Genomic DNA, 25654 nt, shown 5'->3' on the forward strand with positions numbered 1-25654 from the left:
ATATATTCTATAAAACTATATTATTTTATAAGAATAAAAATGAACTGTCCCTTTAATATTTGCATTAATGTATAATTTAATTGTATGCTTGACATACAATTATTGTTAATATATAATTTACTTGTAAACTTGGCATACAAAAAAGAAAGGTGGTTCATATATGAAAGATGTAAAATATGATTCAAGACTTTATTACAATATGGTTCAAAATTATAAAGAAACTCAATTATTATTTTCTGCAATAAAACTAGATATTTTTTCAAACTTGAAGGAGTTTACTTCTACAAAAGAAGTGGCCATAAATACTGGATATGATGAAAGAAATTTAGGCTTTTATTTAAACACATTGGCATCTATAGGTCTTTTAGAAAAAAAAGATGGGCTATACAAAAATACTCTTGAAAGTGAATATTATTTAAATAAAAAAAGTGACCATTATTTAGGAGAGTGGATATTATTTAGAGAAAAAATGACTTCACTTAATAATATAGAAAATCTTGTGAAGAATGGACCTAAAATAGAACTTGAAAAAACTAATGAGGGAGCAAATGCATACAATTTTTCTGAATTTGCAAGGCTTTCTGTTAATGAAATATACTCAGGAAGAATACAGTCTTTTTTAAAAGCTATGGAAAAGATATATTCTAATAACAAGCCAAATAAAATTTTAGATCTTGGTGGAGGATCAGGCATTATGGCAATTGAGTTTATAAATGCATATCCTCAAGCAAAGGGAGTAATATTTGAACATCCCAAAGTTGCAGAAGTACCTATGGAGTTCGTTAAAGAAAGAAATCTAGAAGATAAAATACAGGTGATTTTTGGAGATTTTAATGTGGACTCTATTGGTAGTGGATATGATGTTGTTATAGCCTCTGGAATAATAGATTTCTCTAAAAATAATCCAGATTTTCTAATTAAAAAAATCTATGATTCATTAAATGATGGAGGATACATTTATTTAGTATCTCATGAAGTTAGTGAAGATTATTTAAGGCCAAGAGAATCCATTGTTGGATGGTTATCAAGTCATCTAGAAGGACTTGATATACTACTTACCAAAAAGACTATAGTAGAATCTTTAGAAAGAATAGGTTTTTCAAAGGTACAAGAAGATTTTTTTAAGGGAACTATAGCAAAATTAACAGGGGAATTTTATCAAAAAAATAAACCTCTAGGAGAGAAAAATATATGAAAGAAAATGCAAATAAAGTAATAGGCGATTTTATAAAAATGGTAGAGAAAATTGCAAATGGAAAGACTAATATTCTTGATTTCGGGTCTGAAGATATGTGTTTTTATAGGGGAGAAGTCCATATGATTAAATTGATAGGGGATTGCCCAGGAGTGTATATTTCTGAAATGGCTAGAAATTTCAATATAACTAGAGCAGTTGTTTCTAAGACTATAATGAAACTTGAAAAAAGAGGAATAGTAAAAAAAGTAGAAGATGAAGAAGATAGAAAAAGACTAAAACTATATTTGACTTCAAAGGGAGAAGAGGTGTATAAGCTGCATCATGAGTATCATCAAAAACATGATAAACCTTTATTTGAATATGTAAGTAGTTTAGATGAGAAAGAACTTAAAATTGTTGAAGATTTTTTAAAGAAAGCATCTGATTTAATAGACAATCATTTTTAGTGAACAGATTTAAAGCTGTCTTATAAAAAAGGATAATAACTATGAAATTCAAAAGATTTAATATTATTTTATTAATTGTTACATTACTAGTGTTAATTATTGGTTGTACAAATAAACAGAATGAAGAAAAGGACCAAAACTTAAGGGATGGTTCATAATTATATTTTAAATGATATTACAAAAATAAAAATGAACCGTCCCTTTAATTTATAATATTATTTAGGACATAATTGATACCATTTATTTTCCATTGTAGGTGGAGTATAAGCTTTCATCTTATCTATTAATGATTTAGGGTTATCTGAAACTAAAATAAGCTTCATATTTGACTTATTCATAAAGCCTTCATTACAAGTCTTTTCAAGCATATTTAAAAGAGGATCAAAGAAATTTGAAATATTTAACATACCAATAGGCTTTTTATGAATACCAAGTTGGGCCCAACTTAGTATTTCAAAAAATTCTTCGAAGGTGCCAAGACCACCTGGAAGAGCTATAAAACCATCAGAAAGATCAGACATAGTTTGTTTTCTTTGATGCATATTTTCAACTTCAATAAGTTTGGTTAAATCTCGATGAACTATTTCACCAGAGAAAAGAGCTTTAGGCATAACACCTATAACTGTTCCATTATTTTTTAAAACTTCACTTGATACTTCACCCATAAGTCCTATCTTTGAACCACCATATACTAATTCAATTTCATTTTCTACTAATATTTTTCCTAATAATCTAGCACTTTCTTTGTATTCAGGGCGTGAACCTAAGTTTGAGCCAGAATAAACACATATTCTTTTCATTGATATTACCTCCAATATTTTTAGTTATAAATTATAATGTTAAAAATCATCTTAACTATTGCTCATAGGTTATTTGTTAAGATTTAAATATTAATTATAATTAATGAGTTTGAATAATATAAACACCCAAAATTAATAAAATAACTCCTAAAACTCTTAATGAATTTATTGTGTGAATTTGATTACCAAGCAATCCAAAATGGTCAAATATAACAGCAAGAATTATTTGACCACATATAACAAGACTAAACATATTAGCAAATCCAATTTTAGGAGAAGTAAATATGGTAGTAAATATATAAAATGCTCCTAATAATCCTCCTGTAAACATCCACCAATTTGTATTTTTAATATTAATAAGATTTTGTGATGAACTGTAGCCACTTAATACAGTAAAGAAGAATGTTACAGTAAGTACTATAGTTCCTACAGCAAAGCTAATAAGAGATGAAAGTATAGGACTTCCTATTTTTGACCGAAGTTCTCCATTTATGCCCACCTGTAATGTCAAGGCAAAACCCGATATTAGCGCTAGAAAGTAATGTATAAATCTCACAGTATAACCTCCATATATTTATTATTTGATTAATTTCATAAATTAATTATAATTAGTTTATAGATATAAATAAAATTGATATTTAATATAGGAGGTATACTAAAATTTTATATGTATATTAATCTTGAACTTTATAGAATTTTTTACATTACAGCTAAATTAGGTAGTATATCTAAGGCAGCAAGAGAACTTTTTACATCTCAGCCAGCTGTTAGCCATTCTATAAAATTGTTAGAAGAAAAATTAGGAGGACAAGTATTTTACAGAACTCCAAAGGGCGTTTCTCTTACAATAGAGGGTGAAGTCTTATTCAAATATATAGAACAAGGTTATGGATTTATGCAGACAGCAGAAAGAAAATTTATGGAGCTTAAAAATCTTAATTTAGGTCAATTAAGAATAGCAGTATGTAGTACAGTATGTAAATATTACTTAATGAATTATCTTGAAAAATATAAGAAAGAGTTTCCTAATATAAAAATTTATATTACAGATAAGTCTACAAATAAAATAATTGAATTGTTAGAGTCAGGAGAAATAGATATTGGAATCATAAATATGAATATCGATAAGAAAGATTCACTTAATATTATAAAAACATTTAAAACACAAGATTGTTTCGTAGTAGGTGAAAAATATAAGCATATTTGTAAAAAACAAATAGCTTTAAAGGAACTTACGAATAATTATCCTATTATTTTACTAGAAAGTGGTGGCAATTCAAGAGACTATATTGATAAATATTTTAGCTCAAATTCTTTAGTTGTATCACCAGAAATAGAATTAAGTAATATGGAGTTATTGATTGAATTTGCAAGAAGAGGCTTAGGCGTTTCTTGTGTTATAAAAGATTACATTCAAAATGAGTTAAAGGAAAAACAATTATATGAAGTGCCTGTTAAAGAAAAAATTCCTGAAAGAAATCTAGGAATAGTAACTAAAAAAGGTATTCCTATATCCAACGCAGCAGAAAAATTTATTGAGCTTATCAAGATTTGAACTAAGGGACGGTTCATAATTATATTATTATATTTTATATAAGAGTAAAAATAAGCTCTATCTTTAATATTAATAATATATTTTTATGTCACAACTATAGAAATCAATATAGCTATTTTATATTTTAGAATAGGAGGAGATTAAAATAAGAGGGGCGATACTTGGAGAGTGTACTTATATGGACGAAATTTTTTTAGCATTTAATAATATGCAATTGAATTATAATTGGCTAATTACAGATTATGAATGCAATGATTATCCAGATGAAATGATACCTTATAATAAGGAGTATGTTTGGATTTCTGGAAGGAATTTATGGAGAGTTGTATGTGAAAATGAAATACAATTTATATGGGGAGTTTTTTCTGCCTTCTCTAAGGATGTTACCTTAAATAATGTTTTGCAATACTCTTTGCCATATGCAGATGGAAATCCTAATTTTTGGGTTAAAAATATTAGCATGCAACATCCTCTTGCTGAAATAGAAATAGTACCTTGGGATTCATCGCTTGTTTTGCTCATATCAAAGCATGATGAAATTATAGAATCCTTTCTTAACTATTTTCCATATGCTGAAGACTTAGTAACATATAATAGTAGAGAATAAAAAACATCTACTTAGCTAAATTTCTTAGCTAAATTTCGACTAAGGGACGGTTCATTAAAAATATCTAAACTTTCTAATTATCATATGAAAATTTTGTTTAAGACTTTAAGGAATGGCAATAATTATAAAAAACTACGATAATTGGAGGAATTAAGGTGGCTAGAACAGCTAGAGTATTAAGCGAAAGCGGAATATATCATGTTATGACTAGAAGTTTTCCTGATAAACCTTTATTTTATGATGATGAAGATAAAGAAAAAATGCTTCAAATCTTAAGAAAATTGCAGATTGAAGAAAATTTTAAGGTTTATGCCTACTGTTTAATGGATACCCATACCCATTTTTTAATAGACATTAATGGTGGAGATTTAAGTAAAATGATGAAAAAATTTAACTTAAGATATGGAGGGTATCTTAGAACGTGCAAAAATCATAAAGGACCGGTATTTAGAGATAGATATAAAAGCAAGCCCATAAATAGCGATGCATATTTAATAGAAGTTTCTAAATATATACATAGAAATCCAGTAGATATAAAAGAATACAAAGAAAAGCCAGAAGAGTATACATATTCAAGCTTATCATTGTATCTAGGACTAGAAAAAAATAGATTTAATCTTTGTAATGAAGAATATATAATGAGTTTTTTTGGTAGGAGAAAAAGAGGAGCAAGAGAGAACCATTATAAAACTATGTTTAATATAGAAAAAGAAAAACTTAAAGAAATGGAATTTGAAAATGATAAGTCAGAATATAAAAGTGAAAAAATCATCTTACTTAGAAATTGTTCAGAAAAGGAAATAAGTAATTTTATCTGTGAGAAAACAGGAGTTGAGGAGATAGAGTTAAAATTAAAACATAGAAGAAAGAGTAGGAAGGCAAAGGCTGTGTATGTAGTGTTTTTAACTCAATTTAGTGGTAAAAGTCAAAAAGAAATATGTAAAATCCTAGAGAATATAACACAGTCTAACGTATCTATGCTTTGCAAATATGGAGTAGAACTAATAATTAAAGATAAATTTTATCAAACTATGCTAGATGAATTAGTAGAAGTTAATCTTCAAAAAATGGCATGTTAACATAAAAAATTATTTTTATATACTATGTTGTTATGATTGTAAGAAATAGGACAAGCTTAAAATATTACCATAAGATTTTAATAAAACTTAATAAAATACTAAAGTTAGATATATGTAATTAATCAAAATAAACAAGAATATTTAATTTTTATTTTTATCTAAGGGACGGTTCATAATTATATTCTAAATAGGATTAAAATATAAGAATAAAAATGAACCGTCCCTTATCCTTAAAGAATAAATTTATTGGTAAGAATAGGTTAATAAAAATGAGGAAGAAAGCTTAAAAATACACGTATATAATTGTTATTAATATATGATTTTAGAGGTGAATTTAGTATGGATAAGATTACGACTACAGAGAAATGGAATGCTGTAATAGATTGTAATAAGCAATATGATGGATTATTTTTTTATGCTGTTAAATCAACAGGTATTTTCTGTAGGCCATCATGTAAAGCTAAGACACCACTAAAAAAGAACATTTTGTTTTTCAATAGTGTAGATGAGGCTATAAATGCAGGCTTTAGACCATGTAAAATATGTAGACCAGATATAAATGGACATATTTATGAACCTAATAAAATGTTAATTGAAAAAGCAAAAGATATGCTAACTTTAAATTATAATAGTGAATTTAGTTTAAAGTTTATATCACAAGAAATTGGTATGAGTGAAAGTTATTTTAGAAGATTATTTAAGCAATATTATAGTTTAACACCAAATGAATATATTTTTAAAATAAGAATTAATAAGTCTATGGAATTATTATCACAAACTGATTTAGACATTCTTGAAATAGCTTATGAAGTAGGATTTAAAAGTTTGTCTAATTTCTACAAATATTTTAAAGAACAAGTTGGATATACACCAAAGGAATATAGAAAAAGAAATAATATAAATGAGGTGAGTATAAGATAATGCCTTTATTTTTTTATGATACAGATATAGGAAGAATTGGAATAGAGGAAAAGAAGGGAGAGATATGTGGTGTATACTTTAAAGATAAAAGGTTACCACAAGAAGTAGATATTTATGAGACAGAAATAATAAAAGAAGCATCATATCAACTTAATAAATATCTTTCCGGAAAGCTTAAAACTTTCTCATTACCTTTAGCCCCTAGTGGAACAGGATTTATGCAAGAAGTATGGCAATTGATATGTGAAATCCCTTACGGAAAAACTTTTACTTATAAGGAATTAGCAGAAAAGGTTGGCAGACCTAAAGCTGCACGTGCAATTGGGCTTGCATGCAACCGTAATCCAATACCAATTTTTATTCCATGTCATCGTGTTGTAGGTAGTAATGGTAAGCTTAATGGATATCTTGGAGCAATAGATATTAAAGAACGATTGTTATTATTGGAGGCAAAGTGATGAAGGAATTAATACAAATTTATAATTTACTATTAACAGCTTATGGAAAAAGAAGTTGGTGGCCTGCAAAGACAGCTTTTGAGATGATGGTTGGAGCAATACTTACACAAAATACATCATGGACTAATGTTGAGAAAGCAATAGCTAACTTAGGATATAATTTATCACCAGAATTTATAGAAACTGTTTCAAATAAAGAGCTTGGAGAAATTATACGACCTAGTGGATACTATAATCAGAAGGCAATTAGACTAAAAGCTCTTACTTTATGGTTTAAAAAGTACTCATATGATATTAAAAATATAAAGGGTATAGATGGACAAGTCTTACGTGATGAATTATTAGAGATTAAAGGAGTTGGAAGGGAAACTGCTGATTCAATTTTAACCTATGCTTTAAATATTCCTTTTTTCATTGTAGATACCTATACTAAGCGTATATTATATAGGCTTGGATATGATATACCTAAAAATTATGATGAGTTAAGAATTAAAATTGAGGAGAGTATACCAAAGGATTTATACATATATAATGAATTTCATGGCCTTATTGTAGAACATGCTAAATGTCATTGTAAAAAGTCACCCAATTGTGCAGGATGCCCACTTGAATCTATATGTGAAAAGAGAGTTTCTAGTAGCTATATCAAGTAATTGATGTTTTAAGGGACGGTTCATAATTATATTCTAAATTAAGCTTTTAATTTTAGGAATAAAAATGAACCGTCCCTTAGATTTTTAGAGATATTTGAAAATCAATAAATATTGAAAAATACATATAGCCTTGAGGGAATTTAAAAAATGTATATAACTATGTAGTTTTTTGTCTACTTGTGTTAACTAATATGTTATTGTATAATCGGAGTAGCGTAACTAAATTGAATAATAAAGAAATAGGTTTAGTGCAGATAATTGCCTGCATTAATTAAAAGGGAAGTTGGGTGAGAATCCCACACGGTCCCGCCGCTGTAAGAGTGTAGTCTTTTCAATAAACCACTGGGAAACTGGGAAGGTAGAAAAGATGATGATGCTTGAGTCAGAAGACCTGCCTATTTTTTCACCGAAACTCTACGAGTGATGGAGGGTGTTTTAGATATTTCTTATTTTACACGAGAAATGGTAAAACCTCTTGATTTTTGAATTGAGAGGTTTTTTTATATGAAAATTTTTAAAAGATATTCTATAGGGGGAAATTAAATGAATAAAAATAAACCTTTGAAAATAGCATTTTATGGAAAAGGTGGCATAGGGAAATCTACAATAGCATCAAATGTTGCAGCAGCTTTTTCTAGTATTGGACTTAAAGTTCTTTTTATAGGCTGTGATCCTAAAAGTGATTCTAGTAGAAATTTAATAGGGAGAAAGATACCATCTGTTATTAAAAGGCTTCAAGAGAAAGGAAACAATATCGTAGAAGAAGATATTATAAAGAGGGGATTTAATGGGATTTCTTGTGTTGAAGCAGGTGGTCCTGAAGCTGGAGTTGGTTGTGCAGGGAGAGGAATAATAACTATGGTGGAAGAACTTGAGCATCTTAATATCTTTCAGAAGTCTTGGGATGTAATTATATATGATGTATTAGGTGATGTAGTTTGTGGTGGTTTCTCTGTTCCAATGAGGGAAAAATATGTAGATGCAATATATATAGTGTCTTCTTCAGAGTTTATGTCCATGTACGCAGCTAATAATATTATGAAGAGTGTAAAAAGGTTTTCAGAAAATCAAGATCCTATTTTTGGTGGACTTATTCATAATCATAGAAATTATGACTCTAATGATTATATAATAAAAAAATTTGCAGACAAATGCTCTACACAAATGGTTTCACAAGTGCCATATAGTAAAGAGATAGCCATTGCAGAACTTGAAGGAAAAACAGTTTTAGAAAAATTCTCTAATTCTGAAATTTCTAATGTATTTATTGATTTAGCAAAGAAAATATTAGATAAGGCTAATTATAGTATTCCAAGTCCCTTAAGTGAAGAAGAGTTAGAATTATTTTCAAAAGAAGTTGCACAAATAAATTTAAATATAAGAACTAACTAGAAGGGGAATGTTATGGAAGAATTAAAAAAAGATGATGATTTAAAAAGAATTAGGGAAAAATCAGTATTAAGAAGAGCCATACATAAAGATAGTTGTAATGAAGTTATAGACCTTGCCTTAAAGATTCCAGACATACATGTATTAGTTCTTGGACCAGAATCTTGCTTAAGGGTACTTTATTTTAGAGCTTTTAGAAAAGAACTCCTAGATAGATTTTACATGCTTAATGTTACAAATATTGATCTAATTACTAATAATCATATGGAGTCATTAAAGAGTGCTCTTGAATCTATTGTCGTAGATTCAAATTACACATCAAAAGGGATTATCATATATATTTCCTGTAGTGATATTGTTATGGGAACAGATTTTACCAGTGGCATTCAATATATTGAAGAAAAGTATAAAGTTCCTGTAAAAATATTTCAAAGAGGTCCACTTTCAAAAAGAAGAATGCTTCCAAAGGAAAGATTAAGTAATATATTTGCTGAAATTTTAGAATTTCATAACAAATCAAGTAATGATCTTAATAAAAAAGCTGTAAATATTTTAGGAGAAGAGAGAATTTCAAAAGATAGTAGTTTATATAAAATAATAAATAAAAGTGGATATGATAAAATCAATGATTTCTGTAATTTAAATGATTTTGAAGATTTCATGAAATTTTCTAGAAGTAATATAAATATAGTTACTCATAAATTTGGAATAAATTTAGCTAAAAACTTAGAAAAAAAATATAATATTCCATACTGTTTTATTCCTCAAAAGTATATATTAGATGATTTGAGAATTAATTATCTAAAGTTATCTGAATTTTTAGCAGTGAAGGATGATTTTGAAAATATTGAAAAAGAATTTGAGAAATATTTAATGAGTATTCCAGAGGATATTTTTCATAAAAGACTTGCAGTTGGTTTAAAAGATAATTCATTAGAAATTGCTATTTCGCTTTTACAATGGGGATTTGATGTAAGGGTAGTATTTATAGAGAATATCTCTATGGAACAATTTGAAAAAATAAAATCCTTTGAAAATGCAAATGAAATAAAGATTTACACAAATTCTTTTTTAAAAGAAAAAAATAACAATGAATTTAAACATATTGAAATTGCTATAGGAGAATATGCAATAAATAAATATCCTAATGCTAAGCATGTAAACTATAAAGAATCTTATGATATATCCTTTGAAAATATTAAGAATTTAATAGGAGATTTAATATGATGAACTTATGCAAATATTTACCTCCAATAGCTAGTGATTATTCAGGAGTATCTTCAATAATTTTTGAAATGAATTCATTGAATATATTATATTCACCAGGGGGATGTGATCACTCTATTATAGAGATAGATGAAACAAGAAATTTTTTTGAAACTTCATTTTTAAGTACAAGTCTTAATGAAATTCATGTAATAACTGGGGCTGAAAATGAGTTTATAGAGAGCTTGAAAAAAATCGATATAAGTAACTTTGATTTTATTTCGCTTATAGGAACGCCTATATCTGCTCTTACTGGAGTTGATTTTAATAGTATTGCCTCCAAAATTGAAAGAGAATTAAAAATACCAGTTGTAGTTTTTAATACTAGTGGCTTTGAAAGTTATCCAATAGGAATTTCTGAAGGATTGTTTAAATTAGGAGAAAAGTTTTTAAATGAATCTAATATAGGCTTAAGAGAGGATTATATTAATGTAATCGGATATATTCCCTTTGTATTAGGGAATAGAGTACATTTGGACGAGCTATTTGAAGTTTTACATAGCTCTTCATATAAAATTAATACATTTGGAGAAGATGGATACAGTTTAAATAATATAAAGCTTTTATCCAAAGCGAAGATTAATATAGTTATTTCTTTGGAAGGACTAAAATTAGCTAAATATATGAAAGAAAAATTCAATATTCCATATATTCTAGAATTACCGGTTGGAGTGACAGGGATGAGAAATTACATAGATGTCTTAGAAGAGTTTAATATTTCTATTGATAAAGATATACGGTTAAGATATTCAAATATAAATATAGATAATAACTATAAATTAGTTGATAAAAAAATTTTTATAGTAGGAGAGCCTTTCATTGCTACTGCTATAAAAAAATGTCTTAAAGAAGATTTTACAATAAATAATATATCTATCTTATCGACAATTAAAAAAGGAACTAATTCTGAGAGGTTTTATGTAAATAATGGATATTCTGAAGTGGAATTTTTTGAAGAAGAAAAGAAAATATTAGAGCAAATAAATAGTGCAGATATTATTATAGCTGATCCTATTTTTCAAAACTTTATCCCATCTCAAAATAAAGTGAAGTTTATTCCACTGCCTTATTTTGGACTTAGTGGAAGAGAGTTTTCTCATACTGATTATGAATACATTGGAGAAAAAGGATTCAACTATTTTAAGAAATACCTAGAAAATTAACACAATTTAGGAGGAAATTTTATGAGTAAGAAAGCAAAAAGTTTAAAATTAATAGTTATGTTAGTACTCTTAATATCAATTTTTATTGTAGGAGGATGCTCAAACAATAAAAATAATGAGTCCACTGAAAAGGAAAGTGCTAAGCAAACAGAAAAAGCAGAGGGAACTAAGGTTATTGTGGATACTACAGGTAAAGAAGTTAAAATGGCTTCAGAAGTTAAATCTATTGCAGCAGTACCAATTCCATGGGCTTCTATAATTTATGCAGTTGATGGTAATGGGGAAAGAATTAGTGGAATGCATCCTTCAGCGAAAAAATCTTATGAAAAATCTATTTTAAATGATATGGCTCCAGAGCTTAAAAATGCAAGCACTAATTTTGTAGATAATGATTTCACAATACATATGGAAGAAGCAAAAAAGCTTAATCCTGATGCTATGATAATATGGGATTACCAAGAAGCTGAAATTGAACAGCTAAAAAATATTGGAATACCTGGAATTGCATTAAAATATGGAACTCTTAAAGATCTTCAAAATGGAATAAAAGTTATAGGAGATGTATTAGATAAACAAGATCAAGCATCAAAATTAATAGAATATCATAAGGAAACAGAAAAGTATTTCGTTTCAGTAAAAGATAAATATGAACAAAGTAAGAAGCCAAGAGTATTGTACTTAAGAGATGAAGAACTTAAAGTTGCGGGTAGTAAATCCGCTAATAATACCTTTATAGAAATGTCTGGAGGAGAAAATGTATCTAAAGATACTCCAGGTCAATGGGTAAACGTAACCATGGAGCAAATAATTGAATGGAATCCAGAAATAATCTATTTAAGCAATTTTTCTGATTTCAAACCAGAAGACATTTTACAAAATAAAATTGAAGGACAGGATTGGAGCAAAATTGATGCAGTAAAGAATAATAAGGTATATAAGACTCCAATGGGTATTTATAGGTGGGATGCTCCTTGTGCTGAAACTCCAATTATGATTAAATGGATGGCTACAGTTCAACAGCCAGAAATATTTAGTAAATTAGATATTAAAAAGGAACTAAAAGAATTCTATACAAAATTTTTAAATTATAATTTAAAAGAAGATGAAATAAATAGAATATTAAATATAAAGTAGTGGTAGTTGATAATGAAGAAATTATATGAACAGAAAAGAAAAAAACAAATTAAATGGCCTATAATGATAGCTATGCTTATGATTACATTTTTTGTATCACTATTTATGGGAAGATATATTGTTTCACCTAAAGTGGTGTTAGAAATATTATATAGCCATATTTTTAAAATTAATTTAAATATGTATGAAGTTGAAAGATCAGTAGTTCTTGGGATAAGACTTCCAAGAACTATACTTAGTCTACTTATTGGAGCAGGTTTAGCTATTTCTGGAACTACTTTTCAAGGACTGTTTAGAAATCCATTAGTTAGTCCAGATGTACTAGGGGTTAGTAGTGGAGCGGGTTTTGGTGTAGCTTTAGGAATATTAATATTTAGTAATTCTACATTTACTTCATTAAGTGCATTTATTTTTGGTATAGTAAGTGTTGTTTTAACATTTTTACTTGCAAAAAATAAAAATAAAGTTTCTGTATTATCACTTGTTTTATCTGGAATTGTAGTGTCATCTATTTTTTCCTCCTTAATATCTTTAGTTAAATATGTTGCAGATCCATATGATAAGCTTCCTGCCATAACCTATTGGCTAATGGGAAGCTTTGCAAAGACCTCTTTTAAAGATATTAAATTAGTTATAGTTCCAATAATGTTAGGTATTATCATAATATTGCTATTAAGATGGAGAATTAATATACTTTCACTTGGAGACGAAGAAGCTAATTCTCTTGGCGTTAATCCGGTGAAGATTAGATTAATTGCAATAATCTGTGCTACTATAATTACTGCATCATCTGTAACGGTAGTTGGAGTTATAGGATGGGTTGGATTAGTGATACCTCATGTAGCTAGAAGAATAGTAGGGGTGGATCATAAAAATTTATTACCAGCTTCCGGAATAATTGGAGCAATATTTTTAACTATAGTAGATATTGTTGCAAGAACAGCTACTTCAGTCGAAATACCTATTGGTATATTGACTGCTTTAATAGGAGCACCATTCTTTGGCTATTTATTAAAGCGCAATAGGAAAGTAATAGGTGATTGATAATGATTATAGAAGTAAAAAACGGAACTTATTGGTATATAAAAGGAAAATCAGTATTAAACAATATAAGTTTTTCTCTTGAAGAGGGAAGTGTAATGACTATTTTAGGTCAAAATGGTGTAGGAAAAACAACCTTATTAAAATGTATATCAGGTTTATTAAAATGGAAGTCAGGCGAAACCATTGTACATGGCAGAAAAATTATGTCCATTAATGACTTTTGTGAAATTGGTTATGTACCCCAGGCTAGAGGACTTGCTTTTCCATATACAGTTAAAGAGATGACATCTATGGGGAGAGCAAGATATGTAAAAATGTTTTCAGTACCTTCTAAAGCAGATATAAAAAAAATAGAAGATACTCTAGAAGATATAGGAATAGCACATTTGGCAGATATACCTTGTAATCAGCTCAGTGGAGGACAGCTTCAATTAGTATATATTGCAAGGGCATTAGTAGCTGAGCCTAAGGTGTTGATTTTGGATGAGCCTGAATCCCATTTAGATTTTAAAAATCAACTTTATGTATTAAAACTAATAAAACATTTGGTAGATGAAAAGGGCATTTCATGTATTATTAATACTCATAATCCTGAAAATGCTTTAAAAATATCTGATAAAACATTATTTTTAGGAAAAAATGATTATTTGGTAGGAGAAACAAAAAACATAATCACAGAAGAAAATATTAAAAAATATTTTGATGTGACTTCAAAAATAGTATCAGTGCCTCATGAAGATGAAATATTAACAACTATTATAGCTATAAAATAATAACTTTATTTTATAATTATGATTTGGCACAAAAAAGCTATGAGCAAGAATTTATAGCTTTTTAGAAAAATTAATATTAAATTTTTTTATATTAATCAGGTTTATACAATTGAAATTATGGAGATAAAATAAAGGCTTGCTTTTAATAGTGAGCTTTTATTTTAGTTATAATTAATATTCAATGTATATAGATTAGATGATGTGAATAAATGGACAAGTGACAGTTGGTATTTCATATAGTGTTAGTGGGTATATTATAGTTTATATAGTATTTATTTTATAATGAGAAGAATTAAAATAGAAGTATATAAATATTGATATAATACTTTATATTATATAGATAGAGGAGAGATTATAATTGGAAGGTGATTTTGGATCTAGTAATATTATTTTTCAACTTATTCTTGTGGTAGTATTAACTTTAATAAATGCATTTTTTTCTTCTGCAGAAATGGCAATAATATCTATGAATAAAAATAGAATTAAAATATTAGCAGAAGAAGGGAATAAGAAAGCACAATTGCTAGAAAAATTAAATGAAGAGCCTAGTAAATTATTAGCAACAATACAGGTAGGTATTACATTAGCAGGATTTTTCTCAAGTGCTTCTGCTGCTACAGGAATATCCAGCCATTTAAGTAGGTATCTATCCCAGTTTAATATTCCTTATGTTAACCAAATATCATTAATATCAATTACAATAATAATAGCATATTTAACTTTAGTTTTTGGAGAATTGTACCCAAAAAGAATTGCATTACAAAAATCAGAAACAATTGCAATGCTTTCTATAAAACCTATATTAATTGTTTCAAAAATTACTGCACCATTTGTAAAACTACTTTCCTTATCAACAAATGCACTTGTAAAACTATCAGGATTGAATACCGAAAATTTGGATGAAAAGATATCCAGAGAGGAAATAAAGTCATTAGTTCATGTAGGGAGAGAACATGGTGTTTTTAATGAAACAGAAAGTGAAATGATAAACAGCATTATTGAATTTGATGACAAGTTAGCTAAAGAGGTAATGAAACCTAGAACAGAAACATTCTTGCTGAATATAAATACTCCTATAATGGAAGCTTTAGATAAATTATTAAGAGAAAATTATTCAAGAGTACCTGTATATGAAGAAAATCCAGATAATATTATAGGTATTTTATATATGAGAGATATGCTTGCCGAAGCAAAAATAAAAGGATTTGAAAATATAGAAATAAGGTCAATACTTCATAAACCATATTTTGTAATAGAAAATAAGCCTATTGATGATTTGTTTAAGGAATTACAGTCAAAAAAAATTCATATGGCTGTTTTAATTGATGAATATGGTGGATTTTCGGGTATAGTAACAATAGAGGATTTAATTGAGGAAGTTATGGGAGAAATAAATGATGAATATGATGAATTAGAACTACTTATTGAAAAAATAGATGACAACACATTTCTTATCAATGGTCTCCTTTCTCTAAATGATTTTAATAGTTATTTTGATGTGAATCTTCAATGTGAGGACTTTGATACAATTGGTGGATTCTTATTAAATATAATAGGTGGTATACCTGAAACGGATGAGGAGAAATTAGTTGAGTATGAAAATCTATCATTTAAAGTAGAAGAAATACTTGATAAACGTATAAGTAAGATAAAGATGTATATAGGAAGATAGATGTTAAGTACTTATTTTGAGTAAATGCAGTTTGTAAATTATATTGGCTTTTTGTATATTAAAAACTATGTCATAAGATGAGTTCTGAAAAGCTTTAGAGATGAATATAATAAAAAAGATATGTTTTTAAATTATAAATAATATTATTTTTTATTAGGTAAGCTTCACTATATTTATTTTATTTAAACATACCTACAGTTAATACTTCACATATGTAGAGGGAGTAGTAAGAATAAAAAATAAAAACAGTTAGAGCCCTTATTTTACAAGGGCTCTTTATATGAATAAACTTATATGTTTAACTCTCTTCTTGGTATCTTAAATTTTATTACTCTTTCTATTTCCTCTAAGGTTTTTTGATTTTTAGGATCTATAAATAGACAAGTATATCCTTCTTCACCAGCTCTTCCAGTTCTACCAATACGGTGTATATAACCTTCAACACTTTCTGGAATATCATAATTATATATATGAGTAACTCCACTTACATCTAATCCTCTAGCTGCAACATCTGTAGCTATTAAGTACTGAATATCTGCGTTTCTAAAAGATTTCATTATTCTTTCACGTTTTGATTGAATTAAATCACCATGTAACTTTTCACATTTAAATCCACGTCTATGAAGTGCTATTTCAAGATCATCAGCTCTTCTCTTCGTTCTGCAAAATATGATAGCCATAAATGGATTATCTTCTTCTAAAACTGTACATAGTGCATCTTGCTTTCTTCTATCTGTANNTTTCCACTACAAATTGCTTAATGTTATTAAGTGTAACTGCTTCTTTTTTTACAGTAACCATTAAAGGATCATTCATATATCTATAGGCTAATTTCTTAACTTGAGAATCCATAGTTGCAGAAAAACAAAGGGTTTGACGTTTTTTAGGGGTTTCCTTTATGATAGCTTCAACCTCGTTTTTAAATCCCATAAATAACATTTGATCTGCTTCATCTAATACTAAGGTTTTTAACTTGCTAAGATCTACTGTTTTTCTTTTGATATGATCTAAAAGTCTACCAGGAGTTGCAATAATTAGATGAATATTTCCCTTTAGCTTCTTAAGTTGTGCTCCTATATCTTTCCCACCATATGCTGCTAAAATGTTTATATCTTTAGCAGCTTTAAGTTTCATAGCTTCCTCAGTTATTTGAATAGCCAGTTCTCTTGTAGGAGACACAATCAATACTTGAACTGCATCTATATTAGGTGATATATTTTCAAATATAGGAAGTAAAAAAGCAAGGGTTTTCCCTGTACCAGTTTGTGCTTCTGCTATAACATCCCTACCTTCTTTAATAAATGTAATGCTTTCTTCTTGAATTGCCGTTGGCTTAGTAATACCTGAATTTTTTAACACAGTTATTATACTTTCACTAATTCCTAAATTTTTAAAACTCATTATTTCTTACCTTTCATCATTAAGTTATATTTTTATTTATTTAAATCAATTAATAGTATCATATTACTAGAATTAATACTAATAAAAATTATATTATTATTAGTATTAATTTATATAGCAAATTTCATGTAAGACTAATAAAAAAATAAGAAGTTATGTAAAAATATTATTTTTAACATAGCTTCTTTTTAATATTTCTTAGAGAGTTTACAATTTAAATGGTATTATAGTATTTTATAAGAATAAAAATGAACCGTCCCTTAAATTAAAAATTGATGGGTGACATAATGATGTCAGCCATTGTTTCTTATAATGGATTTAGGCATCTTAAATAAAATAGTCTAGCAAATTTACTAATTATTTTTTAAAATGCCTTAGGTTTAGATTAGATAAAAAATATAAGGAGGAATACGAATGCTTATAGATAGCCATGCACATTTATATTCAGAAAGATTTGATAGAGATAGAGATAAAATTATTAGAGAGTTAAAGGATGATGGTATTGAGCTAGTAATATTACCAGGAACATCCATTGAAAGTTCAATTGAGGCAGTTTCACTGGCAGCTGAATATGACAGTTTATATGCTACTATTGGTGTGCATCCGAATAATTCAGATGAAATGGATTGCGATTCAATCAAAACGTTAAGAAATTTAGCAAGTCATAGTAAAGTAGTAGCTATAGGGGAATGCGGATTAGATTATCATTATGAAAATTATCAAAAGGAAGTTCAGAAAAAATGGTTTATAGAGCAAATAAGATTAGCAAAGGAATTGGCATTGCCTGTAGTAGTTCACGACCGTGATGCCAATATTGACACTTATAATATTTTAAAGAAGGAACAGGATGGAAATTTAACTGGAGTACTACATTGTTACTCTGGAGATTTAGAACTCGCAAAAAAATATATTGATATGGGATTTTATATATCCATAGCAGGTCCTGTTACTTATAGAAGTGCTAGAAAACTTCAAGAAGTAGCAAAAGAGATGCCTCTTGAATATTTGTTAATTGAAACAGATTCACCTTATTTAACACCTTCAGATATCGGTCGAAAAAGAAATCAGCCTTCTTATGTAAGGTATGTTGCAGGTACAATTGCGCAATTAAGAAAAGTACCTTTTGAAAAAGTAGAGATTCAAACCAATAAAAATGCGAAGAAAATTTTTAATATTAATATTTAAAATAATCTATTTTTAGAAAATTGGGGACGGTTCATTAAAAATGTGAGATAAGTATTTGAATATTTATTATTAATCGTCCCCTAGAGATATAAATATTTTGAATGAATCGTTCCTTAAACATTAAGGATAATATATAATACAAGCATTTTAAATGAACCGTCCCTTAGAGCGGTAATTTTTATAGAAAACCACTAAATGATATAGTGGTTTTTATTTTGAGGTAATAAGAGAATATGAGTAAATTATTTGAAATATTGTAATAGATTGCAGGAACAAGTATAATTAAATAATTCAAGGACATTTATTAAATCCAACAATATAAAAAAGTGGTGAATTATATAGAACTTATTAAATGAAAGGGGAACCATATAGATGTCTACAATAACTAATAGGTTTATGATTGCTCTATTTGAAAGATTTGATAAGATCAGATATAACCGTGATTTAAGAGAAGATTTCTTTGGTGTACAAGCTTGTCAATATGAAGAGGAGAAGGAAATATTTAATTTACTTGAGGCACTTCAAAGAGATAATCTTAAATTAGGGATACATTTTCCGCTAAGAGTAAATCAATGGAAATTTAGAGATCCTCAATATTTATCAAAAGATGAAAAACAACGTATGGAATCATTTGATTTTATTGCTAAAGAGTTTGAATTTGTAAATAAATTTAATCCAAATTATGTGCTTTTGCATTATCCTAAGCCAGTAATTTTAGATGATAGGGTAGATTGGACAAACTGGAGGTTTACAGATAAATCAGAGCACTACTATGAGTCAGAATATTCTTATAATGAATTTGAAGAAAGAAGTAGAGACTTTTTTAAATGGATATCAAATAAAGCTAAGGAATTAAATATTTCAGTGATATTAGAGTTAGATGCTGTAAATTCATATATTTATAATACAAATTTGTTAGAAGAATTATTGGAAGAGTACAGTAATATAAGACTATGCCTAGATATAGGTAGACTTCATCTACAAGAGAAGCTTGATGATAATTTTGATTCCTATGAACTTGTGAAAAGATTTGTAAAATATGCAGAAGTAATACACTTATGGAATGTAAAAGTTTCAACTAATCTAGAATATAGCCATTTTCATATTTTACCTTGTCAAAAACCTTACGAAGGATGGGCAGATATAAAAAAATATATGAAAATAATTAAGGAATCCAATAATACCTGTAAATTTGTATTTGAACATTACTCAGATAAGATAACTGATGAAGAATTAGAAGAATGTTATAAATGGATAGAGAGTTTATTAGTATAGTGTGGAGTTTTAAAAGGTAAAATAAAGAAATCAAATACAACTTAACCAATGGTTAAGTTGTATTTATTATATTCAACTACACCTCCATTGGTATTTTAAATGTTACAATGTATACTTAATATGTAAGATCTTATAATACATTTAATGGAGCGTATGAATATGGAAAGATTACAAATTGGTGAAGTGATATGTAAATTAAGAAAAGAAAGAGCTATTACGCAAGAGCAACTAGCTAATTTTATAGGAGTTTCTATGGCTGCTGTTTCAAAATGGGAAAATGAGATTTCATATCCAGATATAACGCTGCTGCCAGTGTTAGCAAAATTTTTTAATGTAACTATAGATAAATTATTAAACTTTGAAATTGAACTATCCGATAAAGAAGTTAAAAAAATCTATAGTGAATGTGAGAAACTTTTTAATAGTGCAGACAATTTTGATTTAGCTATTGAAAAAAGTAAAAGCTATATTTTAGAATATCCAAATAGTTATTATCTAAAAGATAAAATAGCTCATTTATTTTTTGCTTATTCATGGAAAGCTAATGATGAAGAAAAATCTATGAATATGTTTACATATACTATTAAATTATTTGAAGATGTAGCGTCAAATTGTACAGATACTAAGCTTGTAGAATGTGCATTATTTGCATTAGGTGCCCTGTATTCACAAGTTGGTGAAGATGATAAGGCAATAGATTCTTTAAATAAAATTCATAAAAGTCAATGTGATCCCAATGATATACTTGCAACCATATATATTAAACAGAAGAAATTTAAAGAAGCTAGAAACTTACTTCAAAGCAAGTTATATAAACATATTCATGAAATATCTCTTATTTGTATGAATTTGGCTACCTCATATGGAAGATATGAAAAAGATTTTGAGATGGTTGAAAGATATTATAAGTTAGCAATAGATTTTAAAAAAGTATTATCACCTGATGGAGATGGGTCTTTAAAATTATGGACGGAATATTTTAATTTGGCAAGAATATATTTGCAAATTAATAAAAATAGTAAAGCTATAGAATCATTAAAAACAATGGTAGGTTGCATAAGGAAATATGATATTAATGATTTTGGAAATCTAAATAATATTTGGTGTTTTAATGAAATTAAATGTGGAGAAAAATCACTAACAATGAACTTATATGAAAATATTTTTAAAATGCTTGAAGACTCAGTTTTTGATCCAATTAGGGAGTGTGAAGAATTTATTGATGTATTAACAGATTTAAAGAATTTAGAAGTGAAGTCTTTGGCTAAAAAATAAAAAATTAATACTATACTTATATTTCTTTTAAATAAAATACTATTGTAATTAATACTAATAATAGTTTAATTTAATAATATACTAAAACACTATTCTATGATATAATCTCTTTATATCATAAAATTTTCTCGTATATCATCGGAGATAAGGTCCGAAAGTTTCTACCTGCTAGCCGAAAATTAGCAGACTACGGGGTTAAGTTGTTTTAGTAAGGATATTATATTTCTATTATTAAAATTGACGCACCTCAAATATATATTTGAGGTGTTTTTTATTTTCCCTAAATATAATGTGGAATCTTCAAAAATTATTAAATATTCTATGACATAATTTTCAATATTATTTTGTTAAATATACATAGATGTACGAGAACATATGATAAATATATTTTTAGGGGGATTACAAGAGTGGAAGAAAATATACAAAATCTTTGTAATGATGAGTTACTTTATGGAATTAATGATACTCCTAGCATAAGTACGCAAATATTATTAGGATTTCAAAATATATTTGCTGCCTTTGGAGGAATTATAGCAGTACCGCTAGTAATATCAAGTGCATTGGGTTTTGATGGAGCAGTTGCTACTGCAGTTTTAAGTGCATCTATTTTAGCAGCTGGTATAGCTACAATAATACAATCTAAGGGAATAGGTCCTATAGGTTCAAAAATGCCTTGTATAATGGGAACTGATTTTACCTTTGTTGCTCCAGCAATTGCTATTGGATCAGTTGCAGGACTACCGGCTATAATTGGAGCAACCATTTTGGGAGCCATAGTAGAAGTTATTTTAAGTTATTTTATTAAACCACTAATGAAATTATTTCCACCACTAGTTACAGGAACAGTAGTATGTTTAATAGGATTAACATTATTACCAGTATCCGTTGACTGGGCGGCAGGTGGTGTAGGAGCTGCTGATTATGGAAGTTTAATTAATGTTTCAATAGCTATGTTTGTAATGTTTATAACTTTACTCTTAAACAGATATGGTAATGCTATAGTTAGTAGTGCATCAATATTAATAGGAATGGTTATAGGTTATATTATATGTATTCCATTAAACATGGTAGATTTTACTTTAGTGAAAGAAGCAAGTTGGTTTGCATTGCCTAACATATTTAAATATGGCGTAGATTTTAATTTCAAATATGTATTACCTTTTATTCCAGCTTATTTTGTTGCAACTATAGGAAGTGTTGGATGTTTAGTATCTATTTGTGAAGTTTCAAAAGTCAAAGCAGATGAGAAGATTATTGGACGAGGCGTATTAGCAGATGCTATTGGAAGTGCATTGGCAGGAGTTGTTGGTGCTTTTCCTAATACAGTTTTCAGCCAAAATGTTGGATTAATTCCATTGACGAGAAATGCAAGCCGTTCAGTAGCAACAATGGCAGGAATACTTTTAGTAGCATTAGGTTTTTTCCCAAAGTTTGCAGCATTAATTAATATTATGCCACAACCAGTACTTGGCGGTGTTGGAATAGTTATGTTTGGTACTATAGCTGCAGCAGGAATTAAGACTTTAAGTAGAGTTGAGATAAATAATAGAAATTTATTAATAATAGCAACATCAATAGGATTAGGATTAGGGGTTACTTTCCGCCCAGAGTTCATTGCTCAATTGCCAGAAGCAGTAAAGATGATTTTTTCATCAGGAATATCAACTGGTACAATTGTGGCACTTATTTTAAATAAAATATTAAGGGAAGAAAAAACAAATGAAGGAAGTATCGAAAATGGAAAAGCTGCGTAAGAAAATATTAGAAGAAGGTATGGCGTTAAATAAAACAGTTTTAAAAGTAGACTCATTCTTAAACCATGGTGTAGATCCAAAACTTATGTATGAGATAGGAACTTATTTTAAAAATTATTTTAAAGATAAAGGAATAACTAAGGTGTTTACTATAGAAAGTTCAGGTATTGCACCAGCTGTGATGGCTGCTATGCAGATGGATTTGCAAATGGTAACTTTAAAAAAGCAAACTTCTAAAATCTTAAAAGGTGAAGTTTATCAAACTACAGTTCATTCTTTTACTAAAGGACTAGATTATGAATTAACACTTTCTAAAAAGTACATAAATGAGAATGACAACATACTTATAATAGATGACTTTCTAGCAAATGGAGAAGCTGCTTTAGGTGCAGCAAGATTAATTGAAGCTAGTGGAGCTAAGGTTGGTGGAATAGGAATAGTTATAGAAAAATCTTTCCAACCAGGAAGAGACATGCTAATAGAAAAGGGATATGATGTTTATTCTCTTGCTAGAATTAAGAAATTAGATAAGGATTTAATTGAATTTGTAGAAGAATAAATAGATTTATAGGTGGAATCAGAAAAATTTGGGGGCTATATTTATCATAGAGAAAATAAAGCTATATCTTGATTAAAATCAATGATATAGCTTTATTTTTTATAAAAAATAATTATTTTATTCAATAAGAGTTAGGTTACCACCATCTAAATCCATTTTATATAGTTTAAATTCACTATCTTCATAAGCAACGAACCAAATTTCATTATTAATAATATTCATTTCATTAGATTTAATATTATTAATTTTTTTAATTTCTTTAGTATTTAAGTCAATTCTATATATATAATAGTCTTCATAAATTATATAATTTGAAGCAATATTAAAATAATCAATTTCTTTATTTATATTAATAATCTCTTCTTTTTTATAATTAGGTGTATTTAAATTTATTCTAAAGAAAGTTGATTTATTATTAGCTATATCTATATAATATAAATAAGTGTTATTTATTATAGGCCAACTTGATCTAGTATCATTTATTTGTATTATTTCATTATTATTTAAATTTAATCCATATAATCCATCACCTACGTTTAAACTATAATAAGCATAATTATTAAATACAATTATTCCATATGTATTTTTAATTATTACTTCAGATATTAAGGTTTTTAAATTCATTTTATATGTAATAACGTCATCACATCCCACTGAAAAGAACAGTTCTTCACCTACAATACTCATGTCGTATACATATAGTTCATTTCCAGTATTGTAAATAATTTCATTTTGGTGATTATCTAAATTTAATCTATATATTGAATTTTTGCTTACATAGTATAAAAAAGATTCATATTTAGTAATGTAAAGCACTTCTTCAATATCAGATAACTTTACTTTATCACTAAGTTCTAAATTTTGACTATATAATTTTCCATTATCAGATGTTATATTGCTATAATATATATTTTCGCCATCACAATATACTAGTCCATCATTATTTATATTGCCATAATTCAAAGACATACAATACCCTCCTAAAAGATACATTTTTATTAATGATACCATATAAAATAGTGAATAAAAGTTTGTTTCTAAATTAATATTACAATATAATGATTATATGGATAATGTTGTTAATGGAGGATGGTTATAGTGGATAAGAAACATATACTTAAGGAAACTTTAAAAGAAATAAAAAATAATGATTTTAAAGTTTCTAAGGATTTAGATGCTTTTGAATTGGCTTTAAAAATGATGGAGTATGTTGGAGATAGTGACCCAGAGCTTAGGGACATACTGATTTATGAGATATTAAGCAAATGGATTGTAAGTGGTGTATTTACAGTTGAACAGTTAAAAGAATTATTGAATATTAGCCTTGATGAGAAGCATTTGTTCTATAAAATTGGTGAGGAGGAAACAGATTCTGTTTTTACAAGATCATTTTCTGTTCTAATAGTTGCTGTAATAATTTATTTTCATAGAAGGGAGAACTTTCTTTCAGAGAGTGAGTGGAAAAATGTTAAAGAAAAGACTATTGAATATATGATTTGTGAAAAAGATATAAGAGGATATGTAAAAGATAAAGGATGGGCACATTCAGCAGCACATACTGCGGATGCTTTAGATGAGTTAGCACAGTGCAAAGGTATAGAACATAAAGATCTATTAGATATATTAGAAGCAATTAAAACTAAAGTATGTATTAATAATTATTGCTATGTAAGTGAGGAAGACGAGAGGATGGCAGTAGTTATAATAAGTGTAATTAATAGAAATTTACTAAATAATGAAGAAATTATAAATTGGATAAAAAGCTTTGATGATATAAATAAAACCAATCATTATCCAGAAGATCATAATCTACTTATAAATATTAAAAATTTCTTGAGAAGTATTTATTTTAGATTGATATATGAAAATAATTCTGAAGTAATTAGTGAAGCAATAAAGGAAACATTATATAAAATTAAAACTTTTTAGGTTAATTATCTTCAGGCAAAACTCATTAATTAAAGAACTTAAATGGGATTAAGAAAATTTGGTATTAAGTTTTCTTAATCTTTTTTATTTATTGATTTAAATATATAATTAAAACTAA

24 protein-coding genes, 1 pseudogene and 2 riboswitches are annotated in these 25654 nt (G+C 27.5%); of the genes and pseudogenes, 21 read left to right on the forward strand and 4 right to left on the reverse strand.

Going from position 1 to position 25654, the window contains the following annotated elements:
• The first annotated feature begins 160 nt into the window (after window positions 1-160).
• Together B3603_RS12155 and B3603_RS12160 are read left to right on the forward strand one after the other, a co-directional pair.
• On the forward strand, window positions 161-1195 hold the full coding sequence (locus tag B3603_RS12155) for a methyltransferase (protein WP_291565156.1): 1035 nt from the start codon (window positions 161-163) through the stop codon (window positions 1193-1195).
• Window positions 1192-1644, forward strand: a complete 453-nt coding sequence (locus B3603_RS12160; protein ID WP_291565158.1) for a MarR family winged helix-turn-helix transcriptional regulator — start codon at window positions 1192-1194, stop codon at window positions 1642-1644. The genes B3603_RS12155 and B3603_RS12160 overlap by 4 nt, the downstream gene beginning before the upstream one ends.
• A 215-nt stretch (window positions 1645-1859) precedes the next feature.
• Here B3603_RS12160 and B3603_RS12165 read toward each other — a convergent pair whose 3' ends face one another.
• Together B3603_RS12165 and B3603_RS12170 are read right to left on the reverse strand one after the other, a co-directional pair.
• On the reverse strand, window positions 1860-2444 hold the full coding sequence (locus B3603_RS12165; RefSeq protein WP_291565160.1) for a TIGR00730 family Rossman fold protein: 585 nt from the start codon (window positions 2442-2444) through the stop codon (window positions 1860-1862).
• A gap of 100 nt (window positions 2445-2544) precedes the next feature.
• Entirely contained in the window at window positions 2545-3000 is a 456-nt protein-coding gene (locus B3603_RS12170) for a DMT family transporter (protein ID WP_291565162.1), read from the reverse strand.
• A 111-nt stretch (window positions 3001-3111) separates the two neighbouring features.
• On the opposite strand from B3603_RS12170, the gene B3603_RS12175 reads away from it, so the two are divergent.
• From B3603_RS12175 to B3603_RS12235, 13 genes are all read left to right on the forward strand, one after another.
• Complete coding sequence (locus B3603_RS12175; protein WP_291565166.1) at window positions 3112-3999, forward strand: LysR family transcriptional regulator; 888 nt, start codon at window positions 3112-3114, stop codon at window positions 3997-3999.
• A 178-nt stretch (window positions 4000-4177) separates the two neighbouring features.
• Window positions 4178-4606, forward strand: a complete 429-nt coding sequence (locus tag B3603_RS12180) for a hypothetical protein (RefSeq protein WP_291565169.1) — start codon at window positions 4178-4180, stop codon at window positions 4604-4606.
• Between the two features lie 155 nt (window positions 4607-4761).
• The gene (locus B3603_RS12185) at window positions 4762-5685 is read left to right on the forward strand and encodes a transposase (protein WP_291565172.1); all 924 of its coding nucleotides are present in this window, start codon (window positions 4762-4764) and stop codon (window positions 5683-5685) included.
• 339 nt (window positions 5686-6024) lie between these two features.
• Window positions 6025-6606, forward strand: a complete 582-nt coding sequence (locus B3603_RS12190) for a bifunctional transcriptional activator/DNA repair enzyme AdaA (protein WP_291565174.1) — start codon at window positions 6025-6027, stop codon at window positions 6604-6606.
• Window positions 6606-7064, forward strand: coding sequence for a methylated-DNA--[protein]-cysteine S-methyltransferase (locus B3603_RS12195; RefSeq protein ID WP_312573260.1), 459 nt, complete (start codon window positions 6606-6608; stop codon window positions 7062-7064). Before B3603_RS12190 ends, B3603_RS12195 begins: the two co-directional genes overlap by 1 nt.
• A complete protein-coding gene (locus B3603_RS12200) occupies window positions 7064-7717 on the forward strand; it encodes an endonuclease III domain-containing protein (protein WP_291565176.1) in 654 nt (217 codons plus the stop codon). Before B3603_RS12195 ends, B3603_RS12200 begins: the two co-directional genes overlap by 1 nt.
• Before the next feature lie 224 nt (window positions 7718-7941).
• Window positions 7942-8130: riboswitch (cobalamin riboswitch) on the forward strand.
• A gap of 130 nt (window positions 8131-8260) precedes the next feature.
• Window positions 8261-9109 carry a nitrogenase iron protein NifH gene (locus tag B3603_RS12205; RefSeq protein WP_291565178.1) on the forward strand — a complete coding sequence of 283 codons (849 nt, stop codon included), beginning with the start codon at window positions 8261-8263 and terminating at the stop codon, window positions 9107-9109.
• Window positions 9110-9121: 12 nt separating this feature from the next.
• Window positions 9122-10333 carry a nitrogenase component 1 gene (locus tag B3603_RS12210; RefSeq protein WP_291565180.1) on the forward strand — a complete coding sequence of 404 codons (1212 nt, stop codon included), beginning with the start codon at window positions 9122-9124 and terminating at the stop codon, window positions 10331-10333.
• Window positions 10330-11535, forward strand: coding sequence for a nitrogenase component 1 (locus B3603_RS12215; RefSeq protein ID WP_291565184.1), 1206 nt, complete (start codon window positions 10330-10332; stop codon window positions 11533-11535). The genes B3603_RS12210 and B3603_RS12215 overlap by 4 nt, the downstream gene beginning before the upstream one ends.
• Before the next feature lie 21 nt (window positions 11536-11556).
• Window positions 11557-12669, forward strand: coding sequence for an ABC transporter substrate-binding protein (locus B3603_RS12220; protein ID WP_291565187.1), 1113 nt, complete (start codon window positions 11557-11559; stop codon window positions 12667-12669).
• A 12-nt stretch (window positions 12670-12681) separates the two neighbouring features.
• On the forward strand, window positions 12682-13713 hold the full coding sequence (locus B3603_RS12225) for a FecCD family ABC transporter permease (RefSeq protein WP_291565190.1): 1032 nt from the start codon (window positions 12682-12684) through the stop codon (window positions 13711-13713).
• A 2-nt stretch (window positions 13714-13715) separates the two neighbouring features.
• A complete protein-coding gene (locus tag B3603_RS12230) occupies window positions 13716-14486 on the forward strand; it encodes an ABC transporter ATP-binding protein (RefSeq protein WP_291565194.1) in 771 nt (256 codons plus the stop codon).
• Window positions 14487-14844: 358 nt separating this feature from the next.
• Window positions 14845-16158 carry a hemolysin family protein gene (locus B3603_RS12235; RefSeq protein WP_291565197.1) on the forward strand — a complete coding sequence of 438 codons (1314 nt, stop codon included), beginning with the start codon at window positions 14845-14847 and terminating at the stop codon, window positions 16156-16158.
• A gap of 290 nt (window positions 16159-16448) precedes the next feature.
• Here the strand turns inward: B3603_RS12235 and B3603_RS12240 are convergent.
• Window positions 16449-17559 (reverse strand): annotated as a pseudogene (locus tag B3603_RS12240) (DEAD/DEAH box helicase).
• Window positions 17560-17973: 414 nt separating this feature from the next.
• Here B3603_RS12240 and B3603_RS12245 point away from each other — a divergent pair.
• From B3603_RS12245 to B3603_RS12265, 5 genes are all read left to right on the forward strand, one after another.
• A complete protein-coding gene (locus B3603_RS12245; RefSeq protein WP_291565199.1) occupies window positions 17974-18744 on the forward strand; it encodes a TatD family hydrolase in 771 nt (256 codons plus the stop codon).
• A gap of 372 nt (window positions 18745-19116) precedes the next feature.
• The gene (locus tag B3603_RS12250) at window positions 19117-20019 is read left to right on the forward strand and encodes a TIM barrel protein (RefSeq protein ID WP_291565202.1); all 903 of its coding nucleotides are present in this window, start codon (window positions 19117-19119) and stop codon (window positions 20017-20019) included.
• Window positions 20020-20178: 159 nt separating this feature from the next.
• Window positions 20179-21294, forward strand: a complete 1116-nt coding sequence (locus B3603_RS12255; RefSeq protein ID WP_291565204.1) for a helix-turn-helix domain-containing protein — start codon at window positions 20179-20181, stop codon at window positions 21292-21294.
• A gap of 108 nt (window positions 21295-21402) precedes the next feature.
• Window positions 21403-21504: riboswitch (purine riboswitch) on the forward strand.
• A 197-nt stretch (window positions 21505-21701) separates the two neighbouring features.
• Window positions 21702-23048, forward strand: a complete 1347-nt coding sequence (locus B3603_RS12260; RefSeq protein WP_291565207.1) for a uracil-xanthine permease family protein — start codon at window positions 21702-21704, stop codon at window positions 23046-23048.
• Window positions 23032-23607, forward strand: coding sequence for a xanthine phosphoribosyltransferase (locus B3603_RS12265; protein ID WP_291565344.1), 576 nt, complete (start codon window positions 23032-23034; stop codon window positions 23605-23607). Before B3603_RS12260 ends, B3603_RS12265 begins: the two co-directional genes overlap by 17 nt.
• 117 nt (window positions 23608-23724) lie before the next feature.
• On the opposite strand, the gene B3603_RS12270 is transcribed toward B3603_RS12265, so the two are convergent.
• On the reverse strand, window positions 23725-24576 hold the full coding sequence (locus B3603_RS12270; RefSeq protein WP_291565211.1) for a DUF5050 domain-containing protein: 852 nt from the start codon (window positions 24574-24576) through the stop codon (window positions 23725-23727).
• A 129-nt stretch (window positions 24577-24705) separates the two neighbouring features.
• Between B3603_RS12270 and B3603_RS12275 the strand changes: the two genes are divergently transcribed.
• Window positions 24706-25536, forward strand: a complete 831-nt coding sequence (locus B3603_RS12275) for a DUF2785 domain-containing protein (protein ID WP_291565214.1) — start codon at window positions 24706-24708, stop codon at window positions 25534-25536.
• The last annotated feature ends 118 nt before the right edge of the window (window positions 25537-25654 follow it).

It is taken from the genome of Clostridium sp. UBA2485 (genome assembly GCF_002341865.1).
GTDB lineage: Bacteria > Bacillota > Clostridia > Clostridiales > Clostridiaceae > Clostridium_J.